This is a genomic window from Citrobacter europaeus (genome assembly GCF_037482245.1).
GTDB lineage: Bacteria > Pseudomonadota > Gammaproteobacteria > Enterobacterales > Enterobacteriaceae > Citrobacter > Citrobacter europaeus.
In genome coordinates, this window is record NZ_CP148084.1 from 3778154 (window position 1) to 3794188 (window position 16035).

Sequence of the window (16035 nt, forward strand, 5' to 3'; positions counted from 1 at the left end):
CCGACCTACAATGTTATCTGCACTTTGTAGGCCGGATAAGAGGATTTCGCATCGCCATCCGGCGATTCACGCATTGCACCTTCCTGGACCACGCGCTAGCATGGAAGTCTACTTAGGGAGGCCGTATGGATCTGTTGTACCGGGTAAAAACATTTTTCACCGCGCTACGCGGCAACCCCTATACCTGGCCTGCCATCGATATATCCTTGCCCGGCAACCGCCATTTTCATCTGATAGGCAGCATTCACATGGGCAGCCGCGAAATGGCGCCTCTGCCCGCCAAATTACTCAAAAAGCTCAAGCGTGCCGATGCGCTGATCGTTGAAGCCGATGTTTCCGGCGACGACGCGCCGTTTGCCAACCTTCCGACCTTTGCCGCCCTTGAAGAACGCATCAGCCCGGAGCAGTTAGACAATCTACACAAGGTCACCAGCGAACTGGGGATTTCCCCTTCCCTGCTGTCTACCCAGCCGTTGTGGCAAATCGCCATGGTATTACAGGCAACGCAGGCGCAACAGCTGGGGCTGCGGGCGGAATACGGGATTGATTACCAACTGCTGAATGCGGCAAAACAGGTGCATAAACCGGTCATCGAACTGGAAGGCGCATCCAGCCAAATCGAGCTGTTATGCCAGCTGCCCGATAACGGCCTGGCTCTACTGGACGATACCCTGACACACTGGCATACCAATGCCAGACTGCTCCAACAGATGATGGGCTGGTGGCTTAAAACGCCGCCGTGCAATAGCGAACTCACGCTACCCAATACGTTTAGCCAGTCGCTGTATGACGTTTTAATGCATCAGCGTAACGCAGCCTGGCGCGATCGACTCAGAGCGATGCCCGCCGGTCACTATGTCGTGGCCGTAGGCGCGCTGCATTTGTATGGGGAAGGAAATTTGCCGGAGATGTTACGGTAAAAAAAATGGCCAATATTTCTATTGGCCCGTCAAAGAGGAATTTCATCATTATTATGATCCCAACGCTTAAAGCGTCGGTGTAGTTCGATTGTCGCTCAAAGTCATCATCCTGCCAATACTATTGCGCAAGATGGTACTATTTTTTAGACAGACATCAGGCGTATGCCTGAGTCGTATTTTGTCTGGTCCAGGAAAATTGCTATGACACCCGCCGTTAAATTACTCGAAAAAAACAAAATTTCTTTCCAGATCCACACCTACGATCACGATCCGTCCGAGACGAACTTTGGTGACGAAGTGGTGCGCAAGCTAGGTCTGAATGCGGACCAGGTTTACAAAACGCTGCTGGTTGCCGTGAATGGCGATATGAAGCACCTGGCGGTGGCCGTTACGCCGGTGGCAGGTCAATTAGATCTTAAAAAAGTCGCCAAAGCATTAGGCGCCAAAAAAGTCGATATGGCCGATCCAATGGTTGCGCAGCGAACCACCGGCTATCTGGTCGGCGGCATCAGCCCGCTGGGGCAGAAAAAAAGATTGCCGACGCTGATCGACGCTCCCGCCCAAACGTTTGACACCATTTATATTTCCGGTGGCAAACGCGGGCTGGATATCGAACTGGCAGCGGGCGATCTGGCGAAAATTCTGGATGCGAAATTCGCCGACATCGCACGCCGTGATTAAGCGGTTGTAGAATGAATGCCTGATGGCGAGCAGCTTTAAGGCCTACAACCGAAGACTCTTACAGTCAGCAGGCCGGATAAGGTGCCAGCACCGCCATCCGGCACTTCGCCCTGTTACTGCCAGGTAACTTCGCCCTTCGGCTCATACGCGCTGGCATCCAGCGGTGAGTTCTTCTGCACGTACTCTTTCAACACTTCCGCATCAATAAACCCGGTATTCACATAGCCTGGCTTATTATCAATTCGCGGATAGCCATCGCCGCCGGTCGCGTTGAAGCTTAGCGTTGCCATGCGATAGGTTTTGGCTGGGTCAACGGGTTCGCCTTTGATTTTCAAATCGTTAAGCTTGCCGTCTTTCGCCACAAAGCTGACGTTGGCGAACTGCGGATAGGCCCCGGAGTCCGGCTTCATTTGCGCCACGGCGGTCAGATAGTCAATCACCTCTTTCCCGCTCATGTCGGCGTATACCACGATATTGCCAAACGGCTGTACCTTCAGCACGCTTTTATAGGTGATATCACCGCCTTCGATGGAATCACGGATGCCGCCGCCGCTCATCACGCCAAAATCAGCGCTGGTTCGCGCCATTTGCGCAGCCAGCAGCAAATGCCCCATGTTGGTCTGCACGAAACGGACTTTGCTCCGATCGCCTTCAAGGCGCGCATTGACGCTACCGATTTTCACGTCGAGCTGCGCTTTACCCTTATTCTGGAACGGCGTCAGCAGCGAAAGCATTTGCTGATTTTCAGCTATTTCTGGGGTGTAGAGTACGCGTTCACTTTTACCGTTGTCCCAGGTCACTTTTTTCTTCAGGTTGACAGGGATGAGCTGGTAATTAACCATTTTCATTTCGCCGTTACGGAACTCAAAGTCCGCCCGGCCCACGTATTTCCCCCACTCATGCGCCTGCACAATCCAGATCCCATTTTGCTTGTCTGGCGCACATGGCGTACCCGGTACGTAATCAACCTGCTTCTTGTTTTCCGCAGCCATACACACCGGATCCTGCGAGTGACCACCGACAATCATCGCCAGCGATCCCGCCGGCAGGCTGCGCGCCATTTCGACATCGCCAGGGGCGTTCGATCCGTGATTGCCATTGTCATAATGCCCCATATGGGTGGTCGCGATAATGATGTCTGGCTTTTCCCCCATATTCAGTTCCTGGATTACCAGTTTGGCTTCATCGGCAGGTTTACGGAACTCAATATCGGTAAAGAATTCGGGGTTGCCAATTTTCGCCGTATCGTCAGTGGTTAAACCGAGTACGGCTATTTTTAAATCCTGGCGCTTAAAGATGGCCCACGGCTTAAACAAACGTTCGCCAGTGCTTTTCTGATAGATATTCGCCGAGAGAAACGGGAATTTGGACCATTTTTCCTGCTGACGCAAAACGGTCATGGGATTATCAAACTCGTGGTTTCCGACCGCCATCGCGTCGTAGCCAATCAGATTCATCCCGCGAAAATCAGGTTCCGCATCCTGCAGATCGGACTCCGGTACGCCGGTATTAATGTCGCCACCGGAAAGCAGCAGTACACTTCCCCCCTCCTCAGCCACCTCTTTACGAATACCGTCCACCAGCGTTTTTTGCGCCGCCAGTCCATATTCCCCGTATTCACTGCGCCAGAAGTGACCGTGATGATCGTTGGTATGCAGAATGGTAATTTTGTAGGTTTTATCTTTTTCGTACGCTTGCGCAGGCTGACCTGCCAGCGTAAATGCGGCTAATAACGCCAGCGCCACGCCCCGTTTCAAAAACTTCATATTTCTCTCCCTGAGCCAAAATCAACGACTGAAATTACAATGATATGAAATAATAGTCGAAAATGTTTTCAGAAATGAGACTTCCTTCAAACACCTTCCGCAGGTATGTTAGTCAGGTAATAATAACAAAATAGATTACCCTCATAATCGCAACCCAAACAGAAGTGACTTTCTATGGCAATAAGTGAACAAACCCAGCCTGTGGCTGGCGCGTCAGCGTCGGTTGCTAAAGCACGCACCTCATTTGGCATTTTAGGCGCGATCAGTCTCTCCCATCTGCTAAACGATATGATCCAGTCGCTGATCCTGGCGATTTATCCGCTGTTGCAGTCAGAGTTCTCACTGACGTTTATGCAGATAGGTATGATTACCCTGACCTTCCAGCTTGCTTCCTCGCTGCTGCAACCGGTCGTGGGTTACTGGACGGACAAATACCCGATGCCGTGGTCGCTGCCCATTGGGATGTGCTTCACGCTGAGCGGACTTGTTTTGCTGGCCATGGCCGGCAGCTTCCATATGGTGTTGCTCGCCGCAGCGCTGGTTGGCACCGGCTCTTCGGTGTTTCACCCGGAATCATCCCGCGTGGCGCGAATGGCCTCCGGCGGTCGTCACGGCCTGGCCCAGTCAATTTTCCAGGTTGGCGGCAACTTCGGTAGCTCTCTGGGCCCCTTGCTGGCGGCTGTCATCATCGCGCCATATGGTAAGGGTAATGTGGCCTGGTTTGTTCTGGCTGCGTTATTAGCGATTGTCGTCCTGGCGCAAATCAGCCGTTGGTACGCTGCGCAGCATCGGATGAGTAAAGGAAAACCGAAAGTCGCCATCGTAAATCCGTTACCGCGCAATAAAGTGGTGCTGGCGGTAAGCATCCTGCTGGTACTGATTTTCTCCAAATACTTCTATATGGCGAGCATCAGCAGCTATTACACCTTTTATCTGATGCAAAAATTCGGATTATCGGTACAAAATGCCCAGTTTCACCTGTTTGCTTTCCTGTTTGCCGTCGCGGCCGGGACGGTGATTGGTGGACTATTAGGCGATAAAATTGGCAGAAAATATGTTATTTGGGGCTCTATCCTCGGTGTAGCGCCATTTACCCTCGTTTTGCCCTACGCAACGCTGGAATGGACCGGGATTTTAACCGTGATCATTGGTTTTATCCTCGCATCGGCGTTTTCTGCCATTCTGGTCTACGCACAAGAGCTGCTTCCAGGGCGTATCGGCATGGTTTCTGGGCTATTTTTCGGTTTTGCCTTCGGCATGGGTGGCTTGGGAGCCGCGGTGTTAGGGCTGATAGCCGACCATACCAGTATCGATTTGGTCTACAAAATATGTGCTTTCCTGCCTCTTCTGGGGATACTGACCATATTCTTACCTGATAACCGACACAAAGCCTGATTTTCTGACGGCCAAAAGTAAATTTTGGCCGTCATCACTTACAGTTGCCATCAGCCTTTACCTCTCAGATATCACCTTACTTTTCCGATCCGTGCTTTTTTACGCCTAAAATCCCGTTTTCTTCAAAATTCAATAATTATTCATAAACATAAACATCAAAATTGTCATAAACTATTACTCGTAATTTGAGTTTTCAGGATCATCACAGCAACCAAAGGAGACGGAATGCATCACGCCACCCCGCTTATCACCACCATTGTCGGCGGCCTTGTGCTCGCTTTTATATTAGGCATGATTGCCAATAAACTACGTATTTCTCCTCTGGTGGGATATCTGTTAGCGGGCGTTCTGGCCGGTCCATTTACACCTGGTTTTGTTGCGGATACCAAGTTAGCGCCTGAACTGGCCGAGCTTGGCGTAATCCTGCTGATGTTCGGCGTGGGGTTGCACTTTTCGTTGAAAGATTTGATGGCGGTAAAGGCTATCGCCATTCCCGGCGCGATTGCTCAGATAGCGGTGGCAACGCTGCTGGGTATGGCGCTTTCAGCGGTGATGGGCTGGTCGTTAATGGTAGGGATCGTGTTTGGTCTGTGTCTATCAACCGCCAGTACCGTGGTGCTACTGCGTGCCCTTGAAGAAAGACAGCTCATTGACAGCCAGCGCGGGCAAATCGCCATCGGCTGGCTGATTGTCGAAGACCTGATGATGGTACTGACGCTGGTTCTCCTGCCAGCCGTCGCCGGAATGCTGGAAAAAGAAGATGTCGGCTTCGCCTCGCTGGCCGTCGATATGGGCATAACCATCGGTAAGGTGGTGGCGTTTATCGCGATTATGATGCTGGTGGGTCGTCGCCTGGTGCCATGGATTATGGCCCGCAGCGCCGCTACCGGTTCACGTGAACTGTTTACCCTGTCGGTCCTCGCCCTCGCATTAGGTATCGCCTTTGGCGCTGTAGAGTTGTTCGACGTCTCCTTTGCGCTGGGCGCGTTCTTCGCCGGTATGGTGCTGAATGAATCGGAACTGAGTCACCGTGCGGCGCATGACACCCTGCCGCTGCGCGATGCGTTCGCCGTACTGTTCTTCGTTTCCGTCGGGATGCTGTTCGATCCGTTAGTCCTGATCCAGCAGCCGCTGGCGGTGCTGGGCACGCTGGCGATTATTATCTTTGGTAAATCCCTTGCTGCCTATTTCCTGGTGCGCCTGTTTGGACACTCCCAACGTACGGCGCTCACCATTGCCACCAGCCTGGCGCAGATTGGTGAATTTGCCTTTATCCTGGCGGGTCTGGGAATGGCGTTAAACCTGCTGCCGCAGGCCGGACAGAATCTGGTGCTGGCCGGGGCAATCCTGTCCATCATGCTTAACCCGGTGCTGTTCGCGGTGTTAGAAAAATACCTCGCCAAAACAGAAACGCTGGAAGAGCAGACGCTGGAAGAGGCCATCGAAGAAGAGAAGCAAATTCCGGTGGATATCTGTAATCACGCCCTGCTGGTTGGCTTTGGTCGTGTCGGTAGCCTGCTGGGTGAGAAATTGATGGCTGCGGGGATCCCGCTGGTAGTTATCGAAACCTCGCGTACCCGGGTAGATGAACTGCGCGAGCGCGGGATCCGCGCAGTGCTGGGAAATGCCGCCAACGAAGAGATTATGAATCTGGCGCATCTGGATTGCGCACGCTGGCTGTTGCTGACCATTCCCAATGGTTATGAAGCGGGTGAAATTGTCGCTTCTGCACGTGAGAAATGCCCGTCGATTGAGATTATCGCCCGCGCGCATTATGACGATGAGGTGGAATATATTACCGAACGCGGTGCCAATCAGGTCGTCATGGGTGAGCGTGAAATCGCCCGTACCATGCTGGAGCTAATTGAAACGCCGCCTGCCGGTGAAGTTGCTACCGCCAGTTAATGTACGTGCCGGATAGCGCTGTCGCTTATCCGGCCTGAGCCTGATTTAACGGTCCCAGTAAGACTCCTCAAGACTGTCTTCACGTTCCGGCAAACCGCGCGTCAGGCGCGGTGAATGCTGGTTCAGCACCTGATAACTCACGCGATTAGCATATTTACACACCTGGGCTAGCGACGAATAGGTCAGCCAGGTGAACTTGTGCTTGCTGGAGTTAGGCACGTTACTGCGGTGATAGCTGTTGGCGGTGATATCATGCAGCAATGCCGCCAGCGCGCCGTCACCCGCGCCGTTGGTATTCATTATCTTTTCAGGCCCGCCCATATACGGTGCAATGTGCGAATACACGCGCAGCGGATTGATACAGTCTTTATGGCGCATGGCGCGGCTGAATTCGTACTGATTAAATTCGGCAATAGCCCCGGGCAGCAGCGGATGCTGGGTTTTACGTTTAACTTCTTCTTCCGTAAAGCCCGCCATATACAGACCCGCCGGACCCGCGGTGCACAGCACCAGGTCCACCCAATCCAGCGCTTTGTCGGACGCCAGCAGCGGATCGTTCTCGCCGGTCAGCGCTTCGGCCTCTTCTTCATTCATCGCCAGAATAGAGACATGCTCTTTAAGGAACGCCTGCCACCACTGCGGGTTATCGGCAATGACGAATTTGGTGCCCAGCGTCAGTACCACCGGCACATTGTGTTTTTTAGCATATTCAATTGCCTTCATGGTCGCTTCCGGCATCGGCTCGCCCGGCTCGCAGCGCACCAGATAGGACGTCAGCACCAGCGCGGACGCTCCGGCAATCACCGATTCAGGGATGCTATCTGCCCGTAGCTTATTCATATGCCCTGGGCTGATCGCGAAGGTACGCTCACCTGACTCGCCAATCAGCGTAAAGCAGCGGCCAATCGGTCCATTAACGCCTTGCAGATAGTTCAGATCGGTACGGCTGGAGGTATTGCATAAATAGCGGTACGCATAGCTGCCAATCTCGATATTGCTGCACATCACGCCCAGCAGCACCGAGCGGTCATCCGCCAGCACGGAGTAGTTGTGCATCGTGTTACCGATAGTACCGCCCGCAAACTGATGGGTGATCAAATTTTCACGCACCAGCTCCTGATAGAGCGCTTCTGCGACATCATCGGCAATCACCAGAGAATGCCCGGCGCTTAATCCATAACGTTTTACAAAGCCATCATCCACTTTGGCTTCAATATCCACCAGCGTCTGGTCAATACCCACCACCCAGGCTGCGCTGGTTTCATTTTCTGGCTGAATTTGTTGCAGCAACGGATCGCGCGCGCTGACGGGAAAATAGTGTTTGGATTTACGTTTACCGGGAAATTTCATGGTCGATTTTACGGGTGGTTAACTGAGCGATGCATGGTAGCACATTCCCTGCTGCGCATGCGATGCGGCGCTGAGTTTCAATATCGGACGGTGAGATCGCAGTTTAAACGGGATTAATTTCTACAATGACTCACCTTCACAAGGAGCGTTTTATGAAGCCGGAAAACAAGATCCCCGTACTCGACAAAATTTCGGATGAAATGAAAAGCGTGGTGAATTTTCATCGCGACGATTTGCCGCCGTGGCCCGCTGCCGATGACATCGTGGCCCAGCGCCAACACTATATTCATGAACGACAGCTGTGGAATGCCGATGCGCCACAGATGAATACCCGCGAATGCGTTATTTCTACCACGTGCGGCCCCGTTGCCACACGCATTTACGCTCCGCAGCCCCATAGCCAGGCGACGCTATATTACCTGCACGGCGGCGGTTTTATTCTCGGTAATCTGGATACCCACGATCGCATTATGCGCTTACTGGCGCACTATACGCAGTGCACGGTAATTGGTATCGACTATTCACTCTCGCCGGAAGCTCGTTTCCCGCAAGCCATCGAAGAGATTGTCGCCGTTTGCCAGTATTTTCATCAGCACGCTGGCGACTATTCCCTTAATGTGAATCATATTGGATTTGCCGGTGATTCCGCCGGGGCCATGCTGGCGCTGGCCAGCGCACTGTGGCTGCGGGATAAACACATTGTCTGCGGCAAGGTGGCTGGGGTGCTGTTGTGGTATGGACTTTACGGCCTGCAGGATTCACTGAGTCGACGGCTGATGGGCGGAGCGTGGGATGGTTTAACCCGCGAGGACTTGCAGATGTACGAAAACGCGTACCTGCGTAGCACCGACGATCGCGAGTCACCGTATTATTGCCTGTTTAATAACGATCTGACGCGCGATGTGCCGCCGTGTTTTATTGCCGGCGCGGAGTTTGATCCGCTGATTGACGATAGCCGCTTATTATTCCAGACGCTACAGACGCATCAGCAGCCCTGCCAGTACAAAATGTACCCCGGCACGCTGCACGCCTTCCTGCACTATTCGCGGATGATGAAAACCGCCGACGATGCGTTGCGGGAGGGCGCGCGTTACTTCAGGGCACAGCTTTAACGGTAAGCTGCAGTCAGATTGACCATCATTTCGATATGTTCCGGCGTGGCGTTCAGCGCCGGGATATACTCATATTGCTTACCGCCAGCCTCGAGGAAAATCTCCCGATTTTGTACCGCTATCTCTTCCAGCGTTTCGAGGCAATCGGCCGCAAAGCCCGGACACATAACCTGGATATGTCGGGTCCCTTTCTCCGCCAGCATTTTTAACGTTTCGTCGGTATACGGCGTCAGCCATGGTTCGCGGCCAAAGCGAGACTGGAAGGTCATCATGACTTTTTCCGGCGGCAGACCAAGCGCTGAAACCAGCTCACGCGTCGTATCGCGACAGCGCTGCGGGTAGTCATCGCCTTCATCGGCGTAACGCTGCGGAATGCCGTGGTAAGAGAGCAGCAGTAAATCAGGTTCGCCATGCTGAGCAAATGAATCCCGGGCGCTCTTGGCCAGCGCATCAATGTAGCTGCTGTCATCGGCGTAATCACGAATAAACGAGACGCCAGGAATACCGCGTTTACGCGCTAAGATGCGCGCCAGTTCATCCCAGACCGCCGCTACCGTCGAACAGGAATATTGCGGGTACAGCGGTAACACCACTATGTGTTCTACCCCGCTTGCCAGCAGCTCATCAACCGCGCTTTCGAGCGACGGCGAACCATAACTCATCCCCAGCGCGACAGGCGTATTTGGCAAACGTTGTGCCAGCGCCTGCTGTTGCGCCTTGCTGTAGACCATCAGCGGGGAACCGTCTTCCATCCAGATTGACTGGTACAGTTTTGCCACTCGCGGGGCACGCAGCGGCAAAATAACGCCGCGCAACAGTGGCCACCACAGCGCAGGTGACGTATCGACTACGCGTTGATCGCTTAAAAACTGGCGCAGATAGCGCTTAACGGCTTCGGGGGTTGGGGCATCGGGAGTACCGAGGTTTGCCAGCAGGATACCGGTTTTCGTCTGACGCATTACCGCCTCTTATCGATTCAAATTGTTGATAATTGTAGCGGAAAAGCGATAAAGAAGAACTAATTGCTGTGAGAGGTAAGACGAGAATTTGCCGGATGGTGGTGTATACACCACCATCCGGCATTAACCGCGTTAAAAAATTAACCGAGGATTTTTTCCAGCGCTGCGCGCACGTCAGCCACGGCCTGGGTGCCGTCAACTTTCGCGTATTTGGTGTTACCCGCCTGCGCTTCTTTAGAGTAATAGCCGATCAGCGGAGCGGTCATCTGATGGTATTCCACCAGGCGCTTACGTACGGTCTCTTCCTGATCGTCTTTACGGGTGGTCAGCTCTTCGCCGGTCACGTCGTCTTTACCTTCAACCTTAGGCGGGTTGAATTTGATGTGGTAAACGCGGCCAGAAGCAGCGTGTACGCGACGCCCCACGATACGGTCAACGATCAGCTCGTCAGGTACGTCAAACTCCAGAACGTAGTCCACGTTGATGCCTGCTTCTTTCATGGCGTCAGCCTGCGGAATAGTACGCGGGAAGCCATCAAGCAGGAAACCATTACGGCAGTCTTCCTGAGCAATACGCTCTTTTACCAGCGCGATCACCAGCTCATCAGTCACCAGCTTACCGGCGTCCATGATGTCTTTCGCTTGTTTGCCCAGCTCGGAGCCAGATTTCACGGCGGCACGCAGCATATCACCGGTGGAGATTTGCGGAATACCATACTTCTCCATGATGAACTGAGCCTGAGTTCCTTTACCCGCGCCCGGAGCGCCAAGCAGAATGATACGCATTACGAAAATCCCCTTAAAGGTTGTCGATATTTTTTAAAAAGCGCTAAACGATACCACCATCACGCAATTGGCTCAAGGAAGACGCCCGACGCTGAAACGGTTAACGGAGGAAAATGAAGAAAAGAGAGGATAAAAAAACGCCCGATGGCGCTACGCACATCGGGCTTTCATAAGCTGCCTGCTCGTTGGCCGGATAAGCGTTAGCGCCATCCGGCATTACATTACGGCTATCAGGACACCAGCAACTGGTTCATACGACGGATGAACTGGTTCGGATCTTCCAGCGTGCCGCGCTCGGCAAACAGTGCCTGATCCAGCAGCAGTTCAACCCACTCTTTGAACTGCGCTTCATCCTGGGTATCCGCCGTGCGTTTTACCAGCACGTGGTCCGGGTTCAGTTCAAAGATGTATTTCACTTCCGGTACGGCCTGACCCGCAGCGGCGAACAGTTTCGCCATCTGGGTGCTCATTTCGTCCGCATCGGTGGTGACGATGGCCGGCGTGTCGGTCAGGCGGTGGGTCAGTCGCACTTCTTTTACGCGGTCGCCCAGCAGGGTTTTCACGCGCTCAACGAACGGCGTCAGCGCTTTTTCCGCTTCTTTTGCCGATTCGTCAACTTCATCCGCCAATTTGTCGATGGACTCGTCAGCTTTGGCGACGGACTGGAATGCCTTACCGTCGAACTCGGTCAGGTAGTTCATCATCCACTCATCGATGCGGTCAGAAAGCAGCAGCACTTCGATGCCTTTCTTACGCAGCAGTTCCAGGTGCGGGCTGCTCTTCGCCGCCGCATAGCTGTCTGCAGTGATGTAGTAAATTTTCTCCTGCCCTTCTTTCATCCGCGACACGTAATCTTCCAGCGACACGGTTTGCGCGGAGGAGTCAGTGTGCGTGGACGCGAAGCGCATCAGCTTAGCGATCGTTTCCTGGTTGGCATGGTCTTCCGCCGGTCCTTCTTTCAGCACCAGGCCGAACTGTTTCCAGAAGGTCTGGTATTTTTCCGCGTCGTCTTTCGCCAGTTTTTCCAGCATCTGCAGTACGCGTTTGGTCAGCGCGCTGCGCAGGTTACGGGTGACGGTGCTGTCCTGCAGGATCTCACGAGAAACGTTCAGCGGCAGATCGTTGGAATCTATCAGGCCGCGCACAAAGCGCAGATAGTTCGGCATGAACTGCTCGGCGTCGTCCATGATGAACACACGCTGAACATACAGTTTCAGCCCATGCTTGTGATCGCGGTTCCACATATCCCACGGTGCCTGGGACGGGATGTACAGCAGGCTGGTGTACTCCTGCTTACCTTCCACACGGTTGTGGCTCCAGGTCAGCGGGTCAGTGAAGTCGTGGGCGATATGCTTGTAGAATTCGTTGTACTCGTCGTCTTTGATTTCCGACTTGTTACGGGTCCACAGCGCCTGCGCCTTGTTGATCTTTTCCCAGGAAACCACGGTCTCGCCGTCTTTCTCTTCGGATTTTTCGATCTCTACCGGCAGCGCGATATGGTCGGAATATTTGCTGATGATGGAACGTACGCGCCAGTCATCCAGGAACTCGTCTTCGCCTTCGCGCAGATGCAGAGTGATTTCGGTGCCGCGATCGTCTTTGGTGATGTCAGCTACGGTGTACTCGCCTTCGCCCGCAGATTCCCAGAACACGCCGTTTTCCGGTTTATCGCCCGCAGCGCGGGTACGTACGGTAACTTTGTCCGCCACGATGAACGCAGAGTAGAAACCAACCCCGAACTGGCCGATCAACTGGCTGTCTTTCGCCTGATCGGAGCCCATGGATTCGAGGAAAGATTTGGTGCCGGATTTTGCAATGGTCCCCAGATGATCGATAACGTCATCGCGGTTCATCCCCACGCCGTTATCGGCAATGGTCAACGTACGCTTATCTTTATCGAAGGAAACACGTACACGCAGCTCACCATCACCTTCATACAGATCCGGGTTAGACAGAGCGCGGAAACGCAGCTTGTCTGCCGCATCCGAGGCGTTAGAGATAAGCTCACGCAGGAAGATTTCTTTATTGGAATACAGAGAATGGATCATCAGGTGCAGAAGCTGTTTTACTTCTGACTGAAAACCACGAGTTTCTTGTCCTTTCATGTAGATCTACCTCAACAATGCCATTTTCAATGGTAAAAACACGTTGAGGGTGAAATGGGGACAAGCGGGAAGGATTTCAAGCGGAAGCCGCCGTCGCGGCCTCCGTTTGTTCAGAATTTAATCTTGTGTCGTCCTGCCAGAGAGTGCGACAGCGTGGTGCCATCGACCATTTCCAGCTCGCCGCCTACCGGAACGCCATGGGCGATACGGCTGGCTTCAACGCCATACTGCATGCAAAGCTCAGCAATATAGTTGGCGGTCGCCTCTCCTTCGACCGTGGGATTGGTCGCCAGGATCAGTTCGTTGATTTGCTCAGACGCCAGTCGCTGTTCGAGACGATCCAGCCCGATATCATCAGGGCCAATACCGTCCAGCGGCGACAGGTGTCCCATCAGCACGAAGTAACGTCCGGAAAATTGCCCAGTTTGCTCAATGGCGTAGATGTCCGCCGGACTTTCCACCACGCAAATCTGACCGTTCTCCTGGCGACGCGGGTTCGAGCAGATGTTGCAGACGTCCTGCTCTGTGAAGGTGCGGCAATCGGCACAGTGGCCGATTTCCGACATCGCCTTCGTTAACGCCTGCGCCAGACGCATCCCGCCGCTGCGATCGCGCTGAAGCAGCGTGAACGCCATGCGCTGCGCAGACTTCGGGCCAACGCCCGGCAGACAGCGCAATGCTTCCATAAGCTGAGTTAACAGCGGGCTGGTTTGCATCAGAACGGCATCTTAAAGCCAGGCGGCAGCTGCATTCCGGAGGAAACAGAAGCCATCTTCTCTTTCTGCGTCTCTTCAATGCGACGCGCCGCGTCGTTGAATGCCGCAGCGACAAGGTCTTCCAGCATTTCTTTGTCGTCTTCCAGCAGGCTTGGATCGATCTCCACGCGACGGCAGTTGTGCGCGCCGTTGATGGTCACTTTAACCAGGCCAGCGCCAGATTCGCCGGTCACTTCCAGCTTGGCGACTTCTTCCTGCATCTGTTGCATTTTTTCTTGCATCTGCTGGGCCTGTTTCATCAGGTTACCCAGACCGCCTTTACCAAACATAGGCTTCTCTCTCAATCACGTTAAGGGATGACGACCGTCAAACCATTAGGCTCACGATCAAATGGGGCGAATACTCTCTTCGTCCAGGTCCGCATCGAAAAAACGACGCAGCGTCTGAATGTTATTATCCGCAATAATCGACTCACGCGCCTGCGCGAGCTTCTCTTCATAAATGGCCTGACGCCACTCCAGCGGCGTACGCACCGCTGGATTATCATCTTCAACGATGGTCAATTCAACCGTTGACCCCGTTAAGGAACTCAGTGCTTCAGCCAGTTTTTGCTGCGCGCCGCTGGAATTAAGGTGTCGCTGCGTGGAACGCAGGTGCAGGCAAACCACGTTGCCATTCTCTTCTTTCCAGGCATTGAGCGCCACCTGCTCCACCAGTTTTGGCAGCGAGAGCTGGCTTACCTGCGCAGCCCACGGGTCGCGTTCAATGGCTTCAGCCGCAAGCTTTGCCGCCAGCTCCGGCGTTTTTTCATGCTCAAGCGCTTTTTTCAGCGCTTTCGGCGTGGCGACGACTTCTTTAACTTCTGCAACAGGATTGGCCGCTTTCCAGCGATACGCTTCTTTCTTCGCTGGCGCTTTTTCCAGCGCAGAAACTGCCGGACGCGCCTGAACACGTTCCGACACCGAAGCCAGTCTTTCCAGCGCAGCATTATTCACCGGCCGCGCGCGGGAAGCGGCTGCCGGTTCACTCTTTTTTGGTTTGGTTGCTCCCTGAGCACGTTGCAACTGACTGCGCGCCGCCAGCACCTGGCTGGTGGCATTGGAGAGCGGCACATTCTGTTGCTGTTGCGCAGGCGCTGGCTGCTGCTGCACCTGCGTCGGGGTCATCACCGCAGTGGGTGCGGCCGGGGCAAACGACTGTCGCTGGACTTCAGGTTCCGGGAGCGGCATGCGCGGATGAAAAGCCAGCGCACGCAGCAGCGTCATTTCGACGCCCATTCGCCTGTCCGGCGCATACGGCAGTTCTTTGCGCCCGATTAACAGAGTCTGGTAGTAAAGCTGCACATCGGTTGGCGGGACGATCCGCGCCAGCTCGCGCATACGCTGTTCAATGGCGGCCATATCGCTACCGAGCGCGGCGGGTGAAAGTTGAACCATAGCAATACGGTGCAGCAAAGCCGACATCTCAACCAGCAGCGCTTCCCATTCGATCCCACGCGCAGCGGCATCGTTAACCAGCGTCATAACGCGTTCACCGTCCGCAGCCACAACCGCTTCAACAAGCGAGAGCGCCTGGTCGTCGTCCAGCGTGCCGAGCATGGTGCTGACCGCGTCGGTCGAGACCTGACCATCGCCGCTTGCGATCGCCTGATCGGTCAGACTCAGCGCATCGCGCAGGCTACCGTCCGCGGCGCGAGCCAGCAGTTGCAGCGCACGTGGTTCATGCGCGATATGCTCTTCTTTGAGAATATGCTCAAGCTGATGACGAATCTGATCGACATCCAACGCTTTAAGATGGAATTGCAGACAGCGCGACAGGATAGTCACCGGCAGCTTCTGCGGATCGGTAGTCGCCAGCAGGAACTTAACGTGCGCGGGCGGCTCTTCGAGCGTTTTCAGCAAGGCGTTAAAACTGTGGCGCGACAGCATGTGCACTTCGTCGATCAAGTAGACCTTAAAGCGACCGCGCGCAGGCGCATACTGGACGTTATCCAGCAGGTCACGGGTGTCTTCGACTTTGGTGCGTGAGGCGGCGTCGATTTCAATCAGATCGACAAAACGCCCCTGCTCGATTTCGCGGCAGTTATCGCACACGCCGCACGGCGTCGCGGTGATGCCGGTTTCACAGTTTAATCCCTTCGCCAGCAAACGGGCGATAGAGGTTTTCCCGACGCCACGGGTGCCGGAAAACAAATAAGCATGATGAATACGCCCTAGCGACAAGCCGTTCGCCAGTGCCGTCAGCACATGTTCCTGGCCGACGACGTCAGCAAAGGTTTGTGGGCGCCATTTTCGGGCTAAGACCTGATAACTCATTGGCAGGCTCTGAAAGGCTGGAGGGT

13 protein-coding genes and 1 other annotated feature are annotated in these 16035 nt (G+C 54.2%); of the genes, 5 read left to right on the forward strand and 8 right to left on the reverse strand.

The window, feature by feature from the left end; genetic code table 11:
* Window positions 1-125 precede the first annotated feature (125 nt).
* Window positions 126-920: a TraB/GumN family protein gene (locus WHR59_RS17830; RefSeq protein ID WP_221922509.1), complete on the forward strand. Its 795-nt coding sequence runs from the start codon at window positions 126-128 to the stop codon at window positions 918-920.
* Between the two features lie 201 nt (window positions 921-1121).
* Window positions 1122-1601, forward strand: a complete 480-nt coding sequence (gene ybaK / locus WHR59_RS17835; RefSeq protein ID WP_043015431.1) for a Cys-tRNA(Pro)/Cys-tRNA(Cys) deacylase YbaK — start codon at window positions 1122-1124, stop codon at window positions 1599-1601.
* Window positions 1602-1714: 113 nt separating this feature from the next.
* Here the strand turns inward: ybaK and ushA are convergent, their stop codons facing one another.
* Window positions 1715-3367, reverse strand: coding sequence for a bifunctional UDP-sugar hydrolase/5'-nucleotidase UshA (gene ushA / locus WHR59_RS17840; RefSeq protein WP_043015430.1), 1653 nt, complete (start codon window positions 3365-3367; stop codon window positions 1715-1717).
* 174 nt (window positions 3368-3541) lie between these two features.
* On the opposite strand from ushA, the gene fsr reads away from it, so the two are divergent.
* Both fsr and ybaL read left to right on the forward strand, forming a co-directional pair.
* Window positions 3542-4762 (forward strand): fosmidomycin MFS transporter, encoded by a 1221-nt coding sequence (fsr, locus tag WHR59_RS17845; RefSeq protein ID WP_338843345.1) that lies wholly within the window; start codon window positions 3542-3544, stop codon window positions 4760-4762.
* Window positions 4763-4987: 225 nt separating this feature from the next.
* Window positions 4988-6667 carry a YbaL family putative K(+) efflux transporter gene (gene ybaL / locus WHR59_RS17850; RefSeq protein WP_043015428.1) on the forward strand — a complete coding sequence of 560 codons (1680 nt, stop codon included), beginning with the start codon at window positions 4988-4990 and terminating at the stop codon, window positions 6665-6667.
* A gap of 45 nt (window positions 6668-6712) precedes the next feature.
* On the opposite strand, the gene gsk is transcribed toward ybaL, so the two are convergent.
* A complete protein-coding gene (gene gsk / locus WHR59_RS17855; RefSeq protein ID WP_043015427.1) occupies window positions 6713-8017 on the reverse strand; it encodes an inosine/guanosine kinase in 1305 nt (434 codons plus the stop codon).
* Between the two features lie 152 nt (window positions 8018-8169).
* Between gsk and aes the strand changes: the two genes are divergently transcribed.
* On the forward strand, window positions 8170-9129 hold the full coding sequence (gene aes / locus WHR59_RS17860) for an acetyl esterase (RefSeq protein ID WP_338843346.1): 960 nt from the start codon (window positions 8170-8172) through the stop codon (window positions 9127-9129).
* Here aes and hemH read toward each other — a convergent pair.
* From hemH to dnaX, 6 genes are all read right to left on the reverse strand, one after another.
* A complete protein-coding gene (gene hemH / locus WHR59_RS17865; protein ID WP_172862786.1) occupies window positions 9126-10088 on the reverse strand; it encodes a ferrochelatase in 963 nt (320 codons plus the stop codon). The two genes, aes and hemH, sit on opposite strands and share 4 nt — an antisense overlap.
* Window positions 10089-10228: 140 nt before the next feature.
* On the reverse strand, window positions 10229-10873 hold the full coding sequence (adk, locus tag WHR59_RS17870; protein ID WP_003021773.1) for an adenylate kinase: 645 nt from the start codon (window positions 10871-10873) through the stop codon (window positions 10229-10231).
* 230 nt (window positions 10874-11103) lie between these two features.
* Entirely contained in the window at window positions 11104-12978 is a 1875-nt protein-coding gene (gene htpG, locus WHR59_RS17875; protein WP_032942554.1) for a molecular chaperone HtpG, read from the reverse strand.
* A gap of 110 nt (window positions 12979-13088) precedes the next feature.
* Window positions 13089-13694: a recombination mediator RecR gene (recR, locus tag WHR59_RS17880; RefSeq protein WP_003021767.1), complete on the reverse strand. Its 606-nt coding sequence runs from the start codon at window positions 13692-13694 to the stop codon at window positions 13089-13091.
* Window positions 13694-14023 carry a YbaB/EbfC family nucleoid-associated protein gene (locus WHR59_RS17885; RefSeq protein WP_003021764.1) on the reverse strand — a complete coding sequence of 110 codons (330 nt, stop codon included), beginning with the start codon at window positions 14021-14023 and terminating at the stop codon, window positions 13694-13696. Before WHR59_RS17885 ends, recR begins: the two co-directional genes overlap by 1 nt.
* A 57-nt stretch (window positions 14024-14080) precedes the next feature.
* On the reverse strand, window positions 14081-16009 hold the full coding sequence (gene dnaX, locus WHR59_RS17890; RefSeq protein ID WP_080625613.1) for a DNA polymerase III subunit gamma/tau: 1929 nt from the start codon (window positions 16007-16009) through the stop codon (window positions 14081-14083).
* Window positions 14684-14748 (reverse strand) — a sequence feature (DnaX frameshifting element). (Overlaps the previous gene by 65 nt.)
* Window positions 16010-16035: the final 26 nt, after the last annotated feature.